This window comes from Ekhidna sp., from assembly GCF_965227465.1.
Classification (GTDB): Bacteria; Bacteroidota; Bacteroidia; order Cytophagales; family Cyclobacteriaceae; genus Ekhidna.
Map to the genome: position 1 here is coordinate 1909464 of NZ_OZ245746.1, position 16934 is coordinate 1926397.

General features: G+C 38.8%; 12 protein-coding genes. 5 read left to right on the top strand and 7 right to left on the bottom strand.

Annotated features, from left to right (window positions below):
- The first annotated feature begins 116 nt into the window (after positions 1 to 116).
- Positions 117 to 1772: a hypothetical protein gene (locus tag ACO05G_RS08460; RefSeq protein WP_421765560.1), complete on the top strand. Its 1656-nt coding sequence runs from the start codon at positions 117 to 119 to the stop codon at positions 1770 to 1772.
- A 34-nt stretch (positions 1773 to 1806) separates the two neighbouring features.
- Here the strand turns inward: ACO05G_RS08460 and ACO05G_RS08465 are convergent, their stop codons facing one another.
- The 3 genes from ACO05G_RS08465 to ACO05G_RS08475 are packed head-to-tail and all read right to left on the bottom strand — an operon-like array spanning position 1807 to position 7668.
- Entirely contained in the window at positions 1807 to 2910 is a 1104-nt protein-coding gene (locus ACO05G_RS08465; protein ID WP_421765561.1) for an efflux RND transporter periplasmic adaptor subunit, read from the bottom strand.
- An 11-nt stretch (positions 2911 to 2921) separates the two neighbouring features.
- Positions 2922 to 7241, bottom strand: a complete 4320-nt coding sequence (locus tag ACO05G_RS08470; protein WP_421765562.1) for a CusA/CzcA family heavy metal efflux RND transporter — start codon at positions 7239 to 7241, stop codon at positions 2922 to 2924.
- A 55-nt stretch (positions 7242 to 7296) separates the two neighbouring features.
- On the bottom strand, positions 7297 to 7668 hold the full coding sequence (locus ACO05G_RS08475) for a hypothetical protein (RefSeq protein WP_421765563.1): 372 nt from the start codon (positions 7666 to 7668) through the stop codon (positions 7297 to 7299).
- Between the two features lie 142 nt (positions 7669 to 7810).
- On the opposite strand from ACO05G_RS08475, the gene ACO05G_RS08480 reads away from it, so the two are divergent.
- Positions 7811 to 9064, top strand: a complete 1254-nt coding sequence (locus ACO05G_RS08480) for a pyridoxal phosphate-dependent decarboxylase family protein (RefSeq protein WP_421765564.1) — start codon at positions 7811 to 7813, stop codon at positions 9062 to 9064.
- Here ACO05G_RS08480 and ACO05G_RS08485 read toward each other — a convergent pair.
- Positions 9047 to 10285 carry an ABC transporter permease gene (locus ACO05G_RS08485; protein WP_348282153.1) on the bottom strand — a complete coding sequence of 413 codons (1239 nt, stop codon included), beginning with the start codon at positions 10283 to 10285 and terminating at the stop codon, positions 9047 to 9049. The two genes, ACO05G_RS08480 and ACO05G_RS08485, sit on opposite strands and share 18 nt — an antisense overlap.
- 60 nt (positions 10286 to 10345) lie before the next feature.
- Between ACO05G_RS08485 and ACO05G_RS08490 the strand changes: the two genes are divergently transcribed.
- Both ACO05G_RS08490 and ACO05G_RS08495 read left to right on the top strand, forming a co-directional pair.
- Positions 10346 to 11602: an asparagine synthetase B gene (locus ACO05G_RS08490; protein ID WP_421765565.1), complete on the top strand. Its 1257-nt coding sequence runs from the start codon at positions 10346 to 10348 to the stop codon at positions 11600 to 11602.
- Positions 11603 to 11767: 165 nt separating this feature from the next.
- Positions 11768 to 12217, top strand: a complete 450-nt coding sequence (locus tag ACO05G_RS08495) for a hypothetical protein (protein ID WP_421765566.1) — start codon at positions 11768 to 11770, stop codon at positions 12215 to 12217.
- A gap of 38 nt (positions 12218 to 12255) precedes the next feature.
- Here the strand turns inward: ACO05G_RS08495 and ACO05G_RS08500 are convergent, their stop codons facing one another.
- The 3 genes from ACO05G_RS08500 to ACO05G_RS08510 all read right to left on the bottom strand — a co-directional run bounded on the left by ACO05G_RS08500 (position 12256) and on the right by ACO05G_RS08510 (position 15566).
- Positions 12256 to 12855, bottom strand: a complete 600-nt coding sequence (locus ACO05G_RS08500; RefSeq protein ID WP_348282150.1) for a tRNA-(ms[2]io[6]A)-hydroxylase — start codon at positions 12853 to 12855, stop codon at positions 12256 to 12258.
- Entirely contained in the window at positions 12855 to 14708 is a 1854-nt protein-coding gene (locus ACO05G_RS08505) for a putative porin (RefSeq protein WP_421765567.1), read from the bottom strand. Before ACO05G_RS08505 ends, ACO05G_RS08500 begins: the two co-directional genes overlap by 1 nt.
- A gap of 141 nt (positions 14709 to 14849) precedes the next feature.
- Entirely contained in the window at positions 14850 to 15566 is a 717-nt protein-coding gene (locus ACO05G_RS08510; RefSeq protein ID WP_348282148.1) for a porin family protein, read from the bottom strand.
- A 270-nt stretch (positions 15567 to 15836) separates the two neighbouring features.
- Between ACO05G_RS08510 and ACO05G_RS08515 the strand changes: the two genes are divergently transcribed.
- Entirely contained in the window at positions 15837 to 16931 is a 1095-nt protein-coding gene (locus ACO05G_RS08515) for a Nif3-like dinuclear metal center hexameric protein (protein ID WP_421765568.1), read from the top strand.
- Positions 16932 to 16934 lie beyond the last annotated feature (3 nt).

Consider the following 16934-nt stretch of genomic DNA (forward strand, 5'->3'; position numbering starts at 1 on the left):
TTAAACATTCTGGTGTTTATCCAAAACACTCAAACTTTGCCTTAATTAATTATTGTATTTTTAGGGGGTCTTTTAGGAGTTTATGACTATCTGTTAGTCATTTCATTAAACCAGTTATGAATATAAAGTCAGCTTTAATATTAGCATTTTTCTCAAGTATATATTTTTCAGCGTTCTCCCAGGAAAAATCAGAGGAGTATTCTGATTATTCCTATTTATGGGAAGAAGATGACAAAAAAAAGAAAAAGAAAAAGCGTAAAAAGAAAGAAAAACCAATCCCGGTTGATACGGTCATTACCAAAGCGGACTCACTTATAATCAACAGCGATAGTCTGAGATATGATGCGCTTATCATCCCGGCAGATACACTCCTACCCGATACAACCAAAAATATTGTTACAGCAGACACACTTCAATCAGAAAAGCCAGCTAAAGAACCCAAACCAAAAAGAGAAAGAGTAGAAAGACCCCCAATCAGTGATTTCCGGGAACCAATGGTTTTGCCAAATGAAGATGGAAGTATAAACGGAGGCATGACGTATACCCAAATTGATGGTAAAGACTATGTGGGTTTGGTTCTGTCACCCGAATTTAAAATTGGGAAAGTTGGTGTCGGTTTGAATGTTCCTATTCTTTATGGACTGGATGACAATTCTATACGAACGGAAATATTTGAAGATGGCGTTGGGGTTGCTCGTTTGTTTAGGTACATCCGATACGGAAAACAAAAAGCCGATCCCGTTTACGTCAAAGCAGGCGAAATATCAGGTCTCATGCTTGGCTATGGCGGGTTAATGAATAATTATACCAACTCAACTAGTTATGAGAAACGAAAAGTCGGAATTCATGCCGATTTTAATTATGACAGATTCATTGGTCTTGAGTTGCTTTATAGTGATCTAAACCCCGAATCCTTCAACCTGTTTGGAGCAAGACCATACATAAGACCTCTATCCTCATTCCCGATAAAAATTATAAACACACTAGAAGTCGGTGCATCTTACATAGCAGACAAAGATCAAACGGCAATAATTACGAGTGACTCTACAAGCACAACCTATGCATTTACAAAATCAGGTGCTAAAGGTCTCGGACTTGATATGGGCGTAACCTTATTAAGTGTTCCGTTCATACAAATAGACCTTTTTGCCTCGTATGCTAAGCTGAATATATCAAGCGATACGCTTACACAATTGGCAAACAGTTTTGGAGAAAATGATTTTAAAACAGGTTCAGGGTCTTCCGTTGGTTTAAACTTCAGAATGCATTTCATTGCTGATGTATTCAGTACAGACATCCGAATCGAAAGATTGAATAACTCAGATCACTATATACCGCAGTTTTTTAATGCTACTTATGAAATAAATAAAGATGCTAGAATTGCTTCTTTGATAACAACGGAAGGTAAGAATGGAATATATGGTGCACTTAGAGGTCATGTACTCAAAAAAGTTTCTTTAGGGGGAAGTATTATGATTCCGGATGAAATTTCGGCAGCATCTCCAGCTTTTGTTGAATTGACGGCTGACATGGAGCGGTTAGCCAACAAATTCTCATTCCATGGCAGTTATGTCAAAGGTGATCTGGATGATTTAGGTGATGCGTTCAAGTTTGATGAGCGATCTCTGGCTAAAATGAGATTCATTTATCACATGAACAAATTCTTGGCGACCGGGGTAGACTATTACTGGTTATTTACACCAACAGCTGATGGAGGATACCAATCAACCAAATACGTCATGCCCTATTTTGGGGTAAGTATTTCACTATAGAATACAAAAAAGGAGGCCCCTTCCGGGGCTTTCTTTAGTTTATGGCTTCATAGGCTCCAGTAACTACAATTTCCTTGTTCAGCAGCTCGTTAGGCTGCATTACCTCTACCCAATTGTCTGTTTTTAAACCCGTTTCCACACTTACTTTCTCAAAGAAATCACCTTCAGTTGTCGAGGATTTTACAGCAATAAATTGAGCTCCATCCAAATCAACAATTGCATCTACTGGTAAAGCGTAATTCTTTTTTATTCCTGTCTCAATCATCGCGTCGATATAAGCACCTACAACTAATTGAGGGTATGTAGCACGTAAATGTCCATGCACCTGAACAGATCGTTCCTCGAGATCAATTGATTTTTCAATTAAATGCACCTCTCCTATCAACAATGAGTCACTGTCATCTGTCCTGAACTTAATTTTCTGACCCTTTTTAACTGCCGTAATATCTTTCTCATATACCATGAGTTCCAGATGTACATGATCAGCATTTACAATCTGCATTGCAACATCTTGTGGTGCTAAAAATGATCCCTTGTTTATTACAAGATCACTGACAAAACCTGAGATCGGTGCATATACAGCCACGGTGCTTATTACCTTACCGTTTTCAAGTTCATCCAAATTTATGTTGATGAGTTTAAGTTGCTCTTTTAGACTTTCCAGTTTTGCCTTAGCAACTAAGTAATCACTTTCTGCTTGCTTATATTTCTTCTCAGATGAAATGGCTTCAGAGGCTAAGGTTTTTTGACGTTCATAGTCAGCTTTCAAAAATTCAATTCGCTCCTTAACCTCCAGGTAGGCTTGTTGCATATCAATGTAGGCCGGGTTTTGAAGCGTAAACAGCAGATCACCTTTATTGACCGCCTTACCGGGAAGCAGGTCAAGATCGCTTACGTACCCTCCGTGAAAAATACTAATTGATGCCCGATGCGAGGGTGGCACATCTACAACACCACGTACCGAAATGTATTGTGGAATATCCACCATTTTCAATTTAGCAGTTGTTATTCCGGCCTTGGCTTGCTGTTCTTTAGTTAGCATGAGGCCATCTGATGTCATGTCATCGCTGGTTACATCTGCACCTTGCTTGCATGATGCCACAAAAAGGATTAAAATGATAATTATATACTTTTTCATGATTTCTGATATTAAAGGGTTAAGTGGTTGATTTTTAGTGCTACTTGATTGTAATTCCACAGAGCCCTGAGGTATTCGATCTTAATATTTGTTGCCCGATCGAGCAGTTGAGCATATTGCAAAAAGTCAATCTCTCCATTGCTAAAGGATCTTTCTGCTGCTTTCATTAGCTCATTACTTAATCGTCGACCAGACGTTTCAAATGACTGAAGAGCTGCGTCGTACTTTTCTAATTCACTCGATAAACTGTTGAGTTTTGCATTAAGTTGATACTCATAGTCTTCTGCATCAAGCATAGATTGCTCCCATGCTATACGAGAAGCGCTGATCCTGGCTTTCTCACCGGGAAAAAGAATCGGAATGCTAAGTCCAACCTGAAAGCCTCGGTAAGTTTGAGCGTTCATAGAACCATCATTCCCTTGAAAATACTCCAATTGAAGCCCAGGAAGCAATTGACTTTTCTGTAAAGAAAGATTGGATTTGCTCAGCTTTATTGAAGATTCGGACTTGAGTATACCTGGATGGTTGGTCAATTCTGTCACCTTTATCGGAACCTTTGAAAGTGTATCATTAGCAACGACAACTGAACTCTCATACTGGAGCCATCGGTTAAGGTTCACATAAGCCAGATCCAGACCTTTTCTGGCTTGCGTCCGCTTTTTATTTATATCCACAGACAGGCTTTGAGCAGTCAGTTGCTCCAGGTAGTCCGATTCACCTAATTCAAAACGTCTGGCTGCTGCTAAATTAAATTTGGAATAAATACTGTCCAGGTAATTATACCATTTCACAACATTGGAAGAATAGACTACCTGGTAATAAGCTTCAGATACGTTTCTTATTAACAGTCGCTCATTATGTTTAAAATCATATTCGGCCATTTGTGCCCTATTCTCAAGTACCTGTTTTTGCTTGGAGTATACGGTGGGGAAATCAAATCCTTGCTGAATTCCCCAAAGATTTAGCGGCAAGTTTCCGGGTGTTAGGTTATTCTGATCCTCATTATAGTAGATCGTGGCGCTCTCAAAAGAAAAAGCAGACCCAACCAATTCTTTGGTTCGTTTCACTTCTAAAGCGGCAGAGCTAAATCCCGCATTGTTTTCTTTGGCTATTCTAATTGCATCTTCCAGTGAAATTGCTTCCTGAGCATTGCCTAATGCAGGTAAAGCCACAAAACCAAAGAGAACCAGAGTTCTGGCTGATTTGCTTAATAAAAAAGATCGCTCATCAAAAATGGAGTAAAGAATGGGTAGAACGACCAAAGTCAACAAGGTAGCCGTAATCAATCCGCCCACAACTACGGTTGCTAGTGGTCGTTGCACCTCTGCGCCAGCAGAAGTTGATACTGCCATTGGAAGGAATCCCAGTGCTGCAGCAGATGCAGTTAATAAAACAGGACGCAATCGTTGGGTGGCTCCTTTTATTACTCGTTCCTTCACATCAGATATCCCTTTTGCTTTAAGCTCTTTGAAATGTTCAATCAGGACAATTCCATTTAATACTGCAATACCAAATAATGCGATAAATCCCACCCCTGCTGAGATGCTAAAGGGCATATCTCTTAACCATAATAGCAGCAATCCTCCAACCGCAGCAAGGGGAATCGCACTATAAATCATCAATGCATCTTTCACAGACTTGAAGGCAAAATGAAGCAAAATAAAAATTAGCACTAATGAAATGGGGACAGCAACAGCTAATCTATCTGTTGCATTTCTAAGGTTTTCAAACTGACCTCCATAGGTTACATAATATCCCGGAGGAAGATCAACGTTTTCATCAATCAAAGCACTCACATCATCTACTACCGATTCCAGATCACGATTTCGCACATTGATACTCACGACAATTCGACGATGGGTATCATCTCGGGATATCTTGGCAGGACCATGCGTGTATGTAATATCAGCCAAAGAACTTAATGGTACTTTTCCGCCTCCTGATAGTTTTACAAATATCTGCTCCAGATTTTCAATGCCCTTTCTCTGATCTCCGGTAAAGCGAACTGAGAGATCAAATCTCCTTTCTCCTTCATAAATACTACCGGCCACTTCACCAGCAAAACCTAAAGACACCAACCGGTTGACGTCAGCGATATTCAGCCCATAACGAGCCATTTTATTTCGATCATATTTCACCTGCAATTGAGGAAGACCAACAATCTTTTCAACAGTAATATCTGCTGCGCCATCTACATTGGCGATCACCCGCTCAATCTCTCTGGCCTTGTCATAAAGAACTTCCAAATCTTCTCCGAATATCTTTATGGCCAAATCCGACCGAACACCTGTAATCAGCTCATTGAAGCGCATCTCAATAGGCTGGGTAAATTCAAAATCTATGGTCGGCAATTCATTCACAAGTTCCGCTTTTATATTATTTGCCAATTCATCTTTGCTATTAGCAGAAACCCACTCTTTTTTGTCCTTTAGCGTGATAATCACATCTGTCTCTTCCATTGACATGGGATCTGTGGGAACCTCAGCAGCTCCAATGCGCGTCACCACCTGATTGACCTCCGGAAATCGTTTAACAATCTGCTCGATCTCCGTTGTTGTTTTTATTGTTTTCGAAAGGGATGTTCCAGTCTTAAGTACAGGCTGAATAACAAAGTCTCCCTCATCTAAAGTGGGTACGAACTCTCCTCCCATTCTTGAAAACAGAAAAACTGATCCAGCAAGAAGTAATGTGGCCATGCTTAGCACTGTTTTCTTTCGGGATAGTGACCATGTTAACACAGGCACATACATCCGCTCCAGAAATGAAATCAACTGAATAGATATTTTACTCTGTTTTTGCTCAGGTCTGATGAATAGACTTGAAGCAACAGGAACATAAGTGAATCCCAAAATCATCGCTCCAATGAGGGCAAAACAAAAGGTAAGTGCCATAGGGATAAACATCTTGCCTTCCACATTGGTAAGTGACAGAATTGGAATAAATACAATGATGATAATAAGCTGGCCAAATACTGCTGATCGCATCATTTTGGAAGTACTTTCCAATGTGATTAGATCTATTTGCTTCCTCCTCTCTGATTTATTCAGTCCTAACAAGTCTGACTTGCTGGAGGCGATTTTAAAAGCAATGAACTCAACTATAATTACCGCTCCATCAATAATTATCCCAAAATCTATTGCTCCAAGGCTCATGAGATTAGCATCTATTCCGAAGATGTACATCATTGAAATAGCAAAAAGCAGGGCAAGCGGAATAACAGAAGCTACAACCAGACCTGATCGGAGATTGCCTAATAACAGAACTACAACAAACACGACGATTAGACAACCGAGTATTAGATTTTCAGTAATGGTGAATGTTGTTCTACCAATCAATTCACTTCGCTCCAAAAATGGATTTATTGAAATGCCAGGAGGCAGTGTTGGTTGTATCTCAGCTACACGAGCCTTTACCGCATCTATTACAGCTTTAGAATTAGCATCCTTTAGCATCATTACCTGCCCTAAAACTTTTTCACCCTCACCATTTCCAGTAACTGCACCAAATCTGGTTGCGTGACCAAAACCAACGGTAGCAACATCCTTTATATAAATTGGATTTCCATCTCTAACCTCCACCACAATGTTCTCTATATCAGTTAAAGATTTGACCAACCCCTCACCCCGAATGAAATAGCTTTGATTGGATCTTTCGATGTAACCTCCACCAGAAACATCATTGTTTTTCTCAATCGCATTCAATAGTTGGATTGGTGATAGATTCATTGCATTGAGATGCTCAGGATCCACTGCCACTTCATACCTCTTAAGGTATCCACCCCAGGTATTTACTTCCACCACCCCCGGTATTCCTGATAATTGCCTTTTCACTATCCAATCCTGGATTGTGCGTAAATCCATTGTCGAATACTTCCCCTTATTCTCCTCGTTTACTTCCAGGACATATTGATAAATTTCTCCTAACCCAGTAGAGATTGGTCCCATCTCCGGTGTTCCAAACCCATCCGGGATTTTCTCTGAAGCACTTTTAATTTTTTCAGCTATAAGTTGACGAGGAAGGTAAGTACCCATTTGATCCTCAAAAACGATTGTCACCACAGACAAGCCGAATTTGGAAATAGATCTGATCTCTTGGACCCCCGGTAAGTTTGCCATTTCCAACTCTATTGGGTAGGTAATAAATTGCTCAATATCCTGCGTAGAGAGGTTTCGGGAAGTGGTGATGACCTGTACCTGATTATTGGTTACATCAGGTACAGCACCTATTGGTATCTGCGTGAGTGAATAAACACCAAAAGCAAATAAACTAATGGTAAAGAATATAACGATCAGCTTGTTCTTCAAGCTAAATCGAACAATATGTTCTAACATGAAATTGGAGTTTTAGAATTACAATTGGTTTAGGATCAAACGATCCCTGCTGGAATTACACCAATTGCGGAGGCCCTCTAAAACTTAGCGATAAAGAGGTGAATTGATGTTCGATTGCTACATCCTGGGCTTTAGTAAAAGAAGGCGTAGCAATATCTATAACTTGATTAGGAACCTCAATCTTATGGAAGTCAGCAACTGGAAAGTGAAGTGTTACGCCAGTATTTTGTTCAAATTCCTCCAGGTGATTCTCCCCAGGATTTAAATGAAATGCCAGGCGTATAAAATCAATAAGTGAATCTGCTTCAGAATGTTCTATGAAATGCTGCTCTTCTGAGATTTGATCCGAGTGATGATGAGGCATAAATGTATGCAGCATCAGAAAACTGACCGCAACAAATAGCGCTATTTTACTAATTGACCTCATCTTAAGTCAATTTACGAATTTTCAAGTGATCAAGTTCATTATACACGTAATTCAGAATCGATCTTAACTAGTATAAAACATCAATTTGTTGATTTTAGTTGCATTAACAACTAAATTTGTAGCCACAAAAACTTAGTATTGAATGAATTGGGAAAAGTACAGTCATAGGAAAATTAAAGAAATAATTTTTGGTGCATTAGAGTCCAATTTGGACTATAGACACAAACCCGTTTTGGGTTTACCAGCTTCCTATTTAGATACCGAAGTATTTTATCATGATGCGCCGTTTTTAGAAGATGCCCCTTTCTTAAGTGCCATGATCGCCAACCCCAATCATATCGGCTGTCATACATTAAATGAATCAGAAACTGCATTTGAAGGGACTCAAAAAATAGAGTCTGAGCTCATTCAATTATGTGCCAAAGGAATTTTCAAAGGCGCAGATGAGCATTATGATGGGTATGTGGCTTCAGGTGGTACTGAAGCTAACATTCAGGCTATCTGGATACTAAAAAGGTATTATGAAAAAGAGTTTAATGCTAATCCGGATGAAATAACGTTGGTGTACACCGAAGATGCACACTACTCTATGCCAAAAGCAGGGTCTCTGCTTAGTTTAAATACAATTACACTTCCTGTTGATGAGGATTCTAGATGTATTTCAAAAGATTCCAAAGAAATGCTTTCTCAAGCTCAGCATAAGGGCAAAAAGTATTTCATTGTGGTTCTCAACATGGGCACAACCATGTTTGGTTCTGTTGATGACATTGACGAGGTTGTCGGATGGATGGATAGTTTGGGATTAAACTACAAAGTACATATTGATGCTGCATTTGGAGGGTTTATTTATCCTTTCACTGACAAGAACTCTAAATTGACATTTCAAAATCCAAAGATCAACTCTTTCACGCTGGATGGACACAAGATGCTTCAATCCCCTTACGGAACCGGTATCTATTTGACTCGTAGAGGGTTTATGGATTATGCGCTTACAGAGGAGGCGAATTACGTAAAAGGGAAAGACTATACGCTTATTGGAAGTCGTTCAGGAGCAAACTCTATCGCTGTTTGGATGATCATGAGGACCTATGGTTCTGAGGGTTGGAAAATGAAAATAGAAAAGCTGCTTGATAAGACTGATCGCCTTTGCGATAAGTTGACCAGAATGGGAGTCCAGTTTTTTCGAAATCCATACATGAACATCGTAACCATAAAGTCAGACGAAATTGATCCGCAGGTGGCAAAAGATTATTTACTAGTTCCAGACACCCATGATAACAACCCTGCCTGGTATAAGATCGTGGTAATGGACCATGTTACCCAAGGGATAATCGATCGCTTTTTAATGGAAATAAAAAGTTCCGTCTCAGCTAAACAATTACTCGAATCTGAGTGAATCAATTGGATCTAATTTAGATGCTTTATAGGCTGGGATATATCCGGATATTAGCCCTACAGCAATACCAATTAACACAGCCACCAGCATCCATAACCATGGCACTACAAAGCCCGAATTAAAGATCAATGAGGACGTGAGGTTTCCGATGGCCATTCCGAGGATGATACCACCAATTCCCCCCATCTGACATATTACGATTGCCTCAATCAAGAACTGTTGCCTGATTTTTAGTGGTGTTGCACCTAGTGCTTTTCTTACTCCAATTTCCCGTGTACGCTCTGTTACTGAAACCAGCATAATATTCATAAGTCCAATGGATGCACCAATTAATGTAACAAAACCAATGGTAAACCCGCCAGCTCTTAGGTATCCGGTAATTTCACCCATTCTTTCAGCTAGTGATTTACTTGCAGAAAGCTCGAAAGAATCTTCCTCACCCGGTCGATCTTGCCGGATTGCTCGCATCAGGCCTCTTGCGATCCCCATCGCATTATCCATTTGAGTGGGATCTGGTACTGAAACTGCTATTTCATATCCAAAATTTCGTTCAGGAGCAATGATCCTTGCGGTTTGCATTGGGATGATAATGGTTCGGTCAATATTGGAATTCCCACTAGCTCCACCCTGTTCAGCAATAGTTCCAACAATTCTGAATTTGGATCCCATCAAGCTTATTTTTTTTCCAACAGGGCTTTCGTTTTCATCAAACAATTCCTTAATAACATCATTACCTACAAGAGCAACATAGCTACCATTCAAACTTTCGTTTGCAGAAAATGGACGACCCTTGTCTACGTCATAACCATCTACTGTTAAATAGTTTTCATCTCCTCCTCTGACAATTTGATTTGGATTTGTCACTTTCGAACCGTATTTCACTTCGGCTTGACCGGTTATTACCGTATAAATGGAGACGACTCCCGGTCCTTCATACTTTTCCTTGAACATCAGCAACTCATGGTATGTCACTTTAGGGTAGGATTTCGCTTTCTTTCCATCAGAAGAACCTCTGTCCCTCCGTTTATCTTCAATATCAAACGTGTTGGCGCCTAAGCTTGAGAAACTATTGTTGATGGAATATTGAATTCCATCAATAGCTGTCAGAATCCCAACGAGGGAAGTAATCCCAATTGAAATAATTGCAGCAGTAAGGAAGGTTCTCAGCTTATTGGCTTTGATGGACTTGATGCCCTCTTTTATGTTTTCGCGAATGTTCATTGGAAGGTTTTAATAAAACACACGGTTTTGATTAACGTTGTATATACAAAAGTGATGCATATGAGGGGAATATTGTTACTAATTTTCTTAAATGTCTGCATAGCCAGTCAGGCGGCATATATCCTTATCCCAATGGATGAGACCCAGTCAAATCATTTGAAGGCATACGGTATAGCATATTGGATTTTGACAAAAGAAGTGGAGGTTGACTGGATGCTGAATTACAAGGGAGGAAGTTTTATGATTAAGCATCTCCAGGCATTTGAAAATGAATGTATTATTCGTGGAGTTTCTTATCAGGTGATCTCAGATGCTGAAGCAAACGACATCTTGAATACCATAGCCAGTCCATCTTCTAATATGGATGTGATGAAGTTGGAAAAATTCCCGAAAATAGCGGTTTACTCACCAAAAAGTAAACAGCCATGGGACGATGCAGTAACTCTCGTGCTTACCTATGCAGAGATTCCATATGACGTAATCTTCGATGATGAAATCATGGGTGATGACCTTCCAAAGTATGATTGGCTGCATCTTCACCATGAAGATTTCACCGGCCAGTATGGTAAATTTTATCGGGCATACCATCACTTCCCATGGTATCAACAACAGCAAAGGGACTATGAAGAATCTGCAAAAAAACATGGGTTTAATAAAGTTTCTCAGCTAAAATTGGCAACAGTACAACGGATTAAATCATACGTGGCAAGCGGTGGCTTTCTGTTTGCGATGTGCTCAGCTACTGATACCTATGACATAGCTCTGGCCGCAGAAGGGCTTGATATAGTAGAAAGTATTTACGACGGAGATCCTGCCGATCCGCGCGCTCAATCCAAATTAGATTATTCAAAAACCATGGCATTTGAAAACTTCACAATCGAAAGGGATCCGATGCGATACGAATACTCAAATATTGATAATCAAGCTAATGAACGGGGCTTAGTTGAGCGAAATGATTATTTTACACTTTTTGAATTCTCGGCTAAATGGGACCCTATTCCAACGATGCTAACACAAAATCACCAACAGATCATTCACGGTTTTATGGGACAGACCACAGGGTTTAAGAAACAGTTGGTAAAAGGTGATGTAATCATCATGGGTCAGACGCCAAGTATTAGCGAAGCTAAATATGTACATGGTGTCCTTGGAAGAGGCTTTTGGACCTTCTATGGAGGGCATGATCCTGAAGACTATCAACATTTTGTAAATGAGCCTCCCACTGACCTTAATCTCCATCCCAACTCTCCGGGTTATCGACTTATTTTAAATAACATTTTATTTCCTGCCGCCAAAAAGAAAAAGCAAAAAACTTAAAATTTTCGGGATATAAAAAAATACCCATTAATTGGTATTGCGCGCAGTTAGTTTTTTAATTCACTTTACTGGTAAATACACAATTACTATGAAAAATTAATTACCATTTCACTGCTGGCATCAATAGGTCTATTATTCAGCTGTGGAAAAGATGATGGACCTGCAGTGTCCGCAAACGGATCGTTTACTTTTAATGGTGAGAGTTATGCACTTACTCATGCTTATAAGGAGGATTTTGGTGTCAATGAAAATGGTTCATTTGACGTAGATATTACGCTAACATCAAAACCAGTTGATTTCAACTCAGGCACTTTTAACGATTTAACTTTTGTATACCTGGATTTAAATACATCTATGCAAAATGTATTAGAAGCTGGCACTTACACCTATGGTTTAGAACGCGATGAGTTTGTAATGGTAGATGGAATTGTTGGTGTGAACGTAAATGTGGATAATGAGGGAAATATTACATCCGGAACTTCTTTCGAAGTGACAGGTGGTACTGTTACCGTTTCTGTTGAGTCCGATACCTACTCGATATCATTTACGTTGACCGGTAATGATAATGAGCGTGCCACAGGAAGCTTCACAGGCATTTTAACGCAACAGGATTAAGAAACAATTTGGACTTCAGAATGCATTGATTTACTATATCAATGCATTCTATCTGCCCTTGGGGTTAACTCGAGCATTATTTTAGCCTCTTCTGCCAAGAAATATTTCCATCTTTCTTCCACCTTTTTCTCCGGCAAATACTCCTTTGCTAATTCGATGAAGTTATGATAATGTCCTGCCTCTGAAACCATTAAGTCGTAGTAGAATCGTTGCAGTTCCACATCTGAAATATTCTTCCACAGCAACTTAAACCGCTCACAACTTCTGGCTTCTATTAGTGCATTTAATAAAAGCCGCTCTACTAGCTGCTCGTCTCTGGTCCCTCCTTTTTTCATTATCCCATTCAGGCGGGATACATATTCGTCTTTTCGGGCCTTCCCTAGTGAGAACCCTCTTTTCTTAAGATGTTCAATAACCAATTCGAAATGCGCCCATTCTTCAGCCACTACCGGAGTAAGGATATCAACCAGCTTTTCACGTTCAGGAAACATGATTATTAACGATATGCATGAAGATGCCGCCTTCTGTTCGCAATAGGCATGATCAACTAAAATATCTTCAATATTTTTTTCTGCAATATTAACCCAACGTGGATCTGTTGGGAGTTCTAAACCAAGTGTTGTTTTATCTATACTCATCAATCAAAAAACATCCATCTAATCATCAAGTCAATCACTTTTCGCTGGCCCGGGTAATTAGGTGTAGTAAAATAACCATCATCTTGTGGTTGATTGAAATGTGTCCACTTGATAGCGAAAAAGAATTTATCCACCTTCATGTTTACGAAAAGATCGGCAGCTGTATAACCAAATATTTCCTGATCATTTTGCACGTAAAACTGCTGAATCTCCGGAGCATACGCATTGGCAAAATAGGCAGATCTGGCGTGCGCATCTATTCCCACCTCTACCGGAACAAGGTCATTGAACCAATTCCCTCTCCAATAGTATCTACCATTAAACCATACATCGGGTATCCTCACAAAATCTGAAGCTCCACCAGAAACATTGGTAGCCATTAGTTCATTTTCCAAATGCCATCCCTCCTGCTTGGAGTTTAATAATCGAAGATTGAAATCTCCTCCTATGGAAGAAATGAAGGCATCTGTTGATTGAATGGGATCAATGTTTCCATTGAAGTAAACAAAATTATTGTAGGTAGTTAAGCAAACCTTGGGTCGGATCTCAAAACTTTTGAAGTCTAGATTAATTTGGGCCTCAAGCTTATTCATGAATACCGGATCAAAATCATTGTGCCATTCGTGATGATTTCCGAAATAATCTGAATAAATAAACGGTACCCGATAATTCATTGAACTGTAGCTCACATTCAACAAATCACTTGAAAGATTACCACCCAACTTATAGCCTCCTCCTAACAGGTATTCAGCATTTGCAGTAACGGCAAATTTCTCTCGCCAATCAAATCGTGCAAATCCACCCAGGTATTGTTCAAACGCCCTGGATTCCGGGTCGTACAAGAGGTAACTCCAATCTACAGATCTTAGTTTTGAATAAAACCGATAAAAAACGGAAGACAAATTTCCTTTTATGCCTATTTCATTCGAAAGCGAGCTAAAAACAGAACGTTCCTGAGTTGAGTCTTCATCCATTAAAAAGTCCGTATAGAAGTCAGTGTATAGGTCATATCCTCCCGGCCCAGTATCTCCGGCGAAATCCTGATAAATATTGGTTTCCTTTAAATAATCAAAGGTGTGATACAATTGAAACTGCTTGGCAATTTGATAGTCGTGGTAAAAATGCCATCTCGATGACTTCACAATTGCTTGAGCTTCTTCTAGCCTTACCAGTGCATTGTCATAAAGAAAGAAATCCGTTCGCAATGAATCACTTGTTGGTCTGGCTCCTCCAAGTTCGAAAACTTTGTGACTCATGCTTGAATAATTAGCTAAAAACTGGTAAGGTACTTTCGCGTGTTTATAATGAGTGTATCCAACAAACGAGGTTCCTATTACCTGTCTGTCTGTCTGATTTTCCGGAGCGAGCTGTTTATTTGCAGTTATTTTTCTTACGTCAAATCCAATGTTCCAATTTTCATTCACATTCCTTGAAAACCCTATATCAACAATGTTTCGATTGCCACCTCCCAGATAGACAAACAGTTCTATGTATGGAGATTTAGTGTCGTAATACTTGATATCTTTTGGTTGAAAAGCGTATCGATTGTAGGCATTGAATCCGGATGTTCTACCTATAGCACTCTGTGGTGTATAGAAAATGGGAAAGAGTGCAGTTCCGAAATTTCCAAGATTTTGAAATTTTCTGGCGGATCTATCTACGTAAGACTGTCTTTCAAATAAATAAATGGAAGTATCTATCCGTTGATAATTATTAAGGTTGTTTAGTACCTCTTCTTCAGTCGTAAACTCCGTTGATTTTGGCCCATAAACCAACTTTGTAGAGTCATCCACTATCTGCGCTGACAAAGCACCTGCTGATAAAACCGCTATTAGTAAAAAATAAATTCGCACGCGCAAAGTTAACAATTGATAGGTATGAAAAATGTGTTAGGTACTTGTTTTACAAAAATTATTCCGAATAATAAAAGCTTGTAAGAAGGTGAATCTATTTTAATTCAGAATGAGATATTCTCAACAATTAAAGTTGATAAATTAGAACATCACATTTAGAGATAGTTGATATAGTACACTATAAATTTCATTTGAAGTGTCTACATATTGCCAAATATCTGAGGGGTTATTATTCAGGTTCCTAAGTCCCCAATTAGCTCTTAACTCCAATCCAACATGTTCCCAATCGATTCCTGTTCCTAAACTAATTCCAAAGTCCAGTCTATTAAATTCATCAATATTATCTATTTTTTTTGGGTCTGGAATTAAAAGAAGTGAATTATCAGGAACTTTATAAGTTGCTTGCAATAGGTAACTTAAGAATACCCCCCCTTTTATAAAGAATCCTTCTTCTTCAAAGAGGCCGAAATGATGACCAAACATAATTGGCATCATCAGATTATTATTAACCTGTCTATCATTTCCCTCTTGAAGCCCTTGGGAAGTCTGGTTTGAAATGTTAAATTTTACTCCCGTCTCCAATAAAATTAGATTCGTCTCTACAAAGTCTCTCTCTTTCCTAAAACGTAATATTAATCCAATATTAGCAAGGTTCGGCCCTCGATACCTCCATTCTTCATATCCTTTCATACCAGCGAAATTTAATCCATATCGGAGCCCTAATCTGGCATACACCCTATCACTTTCTTCATTCAATTTTAATGTTGCTGAATCAACTTCTGAAACAGTGACTTGTGCTTCTGTAAGAATAGAGAATAAAAAAAAACTGATTGTTAAAAGTTTAAAACAAGTTTTCATAGCACATCATTTACAAGAAATAAGATGTGAGTAAGGCAACACATAATTCAAAAAACCCCTAAATTATTCTAAACTTAAATCTGTATACGGAATATTGTAACTCATATTTAAATAAATCGAAATATTATACCAAAAAATTAATGTTGCAATACTGTGTGAATCCATTGTCCGGATAGATTATCGAAAATGACTGTGGAATTATGTTCCATAATTGCTTAAAGGCTATTTTACTTTGACTAAACTTGAAAGAATAAGTTAGTTGCCTATACTATGCAAATCAAAGAATTAACAAACTACCTTGAACACATAGCTCCTCTAAGCTTCCAAGAATCATATGACAACTCTGGGTTGTTATTAGGAGAGAAATCTGATGAAATCAATCAGGCTCTTATCTCATTAGATATTACTGAAGAAGTCCTTGATGAAGCGATAGCATCAAAATGTGATATAATTATTGCTCATCACCCATTCATTTTCAAAGGAGTTAAAAAGATCGGTAACTCGCACTGGATAGATCGGTGCATTCGAAAAGCGATCAAGCATAATATTGCGATCTATGCCATTCATACTAATCTTGACAATGTACATACTGGCGTGAACAAAAAGATTGCAGATAAAATTGAATTGATCAATACCAAGATTCTAGCTCCAAAAAAAGAAATGCTCTCTAAGCTAACTGTATTTGTTCCAAATGAACATTCAGACAAAGTATTGAAGGAGATGTATAATGCCGGAGCAGGTGACATTGGAAATTATGACCATTGCAGCTTTCAGGTAGAAGGAACGGGTACATTCCGTGGAAATGAGGAAAGCAATCCGGCTATTGGCAAAACTGGACAGGAAGAACATGTTGCAGAGACACGATGTGAAGTTTTGGTTGCTAATCATAAGATTCATTCGGTTCTCTTAGCAATGACTCATGCACATCCCTATGAAGAGGTAGCGCATTACATCACCCCACTTAGTAACATTAATCAGGAAGTTGGCTCAGGAATGATTGGAGATCTCCCAAAGCCAGTTGAATCAAGAGCCTTCTTAAATGACCTAAAGGATAAAATGAATCTAAATGTCATTCGCCACACCAAAATAACATCGGATAAAATCACAAAAGTAGCTGTATGTGGTGGATCAGGTAGCTTTTTATTAAATGCTTCTATTGCAAAAGGAGCAGATATATTCATTACCGCAGACTTCAAATACCATGATTTTTTCGAGGCAAATGATCAAATCATCATTGCTGATATTGGTCACTATGAAAGTGAAGTATTTACTAAAGAATTATTACTAGATACATTAACTAAAAATTTCACTAAGTTTGCGTTCCGTTTGTCGCAGGTAGACACGAATCCAATCAAATATCTATAGTAA

What these genes read in the sequence shown, in the direction of transcription:
- ACO05G_RS08460 (WP_421765560.1), top strand. Translation starts at nt 117, where the DNA reads ATGAATATAAAGTCAGCTTTAATATTAGCATTTTTCTCAAGTATATAT.
- ACO05G_RS08465 (WP_421765561.1), bottom strand. Translation starts at nt 2,910, where the DNA reads ATGAAAAAGTATATAATTATCATTTTAATCCTTTTTGTGGCATCATGC.
- ACO05G_RS08470 (WP_421765562.1), bottom strand. Translation starts at nt 7,241, where the DNA reads ATGTTAGAACATATTGTTCGATTTAGCTTGAAGAACAAGCTGATCGTT.
- ACO05G_RS08475 (WP_421765563.1), bottom strand. Translation starts at nt 7,668, where the DNA reads ATGAGGTCAATTAGTAAAATAGCGCTATTTGTTGCGGTCAGTTTTCTG.
- ACO05G_RS08480 (WP_421765564.1), top strand. Translation starts at nt 7,811, where the DNA reads ATGAATTGGGAAAAGTACAGTCATAGGAAAATTAAAGAAATAATTTTT.
- ACO05G_RS08485 (WP_348282153.1), bottom strand. Translation starts at nt 10,285, where the DNA reads ATGAACATTCGCGAAAACATAAAAGAGGGCATCAAGTCCATCAAAGCC.
- ACO05G_RS08490 (WP_421765565.1), top strand. Translation starts at nt 10,346, where the DNA reads ATGAGGGGAATATTGTTACTAATTTTCTTAAATGTCTGCATAGCCAGT.
- ACO05G_RS08500 (WP_348282150.1), bottom strand. Translation starts at nt 12,855, where the DNA reads ATGAGTATAGATAAAACAACACTTGGTTTAGAACTCCCAACAGATCCA.
- ACO05G_RS08510 (WP_348282148.1), bottom strand. Translation starts at nt 15,566, where the DNA reads ATGAAAACTTGTTTTAAACTTTTAACAATCAGTTTTTTTTTATTCTCT.
- ACO05G_RS08515 (WP_421765568.1), top strand. Translation starts at nt 15,837, where the DNA reads ATGCAAATCAAAGAATTAACAAACTACCTTGAACACATAGCTCCTCTA.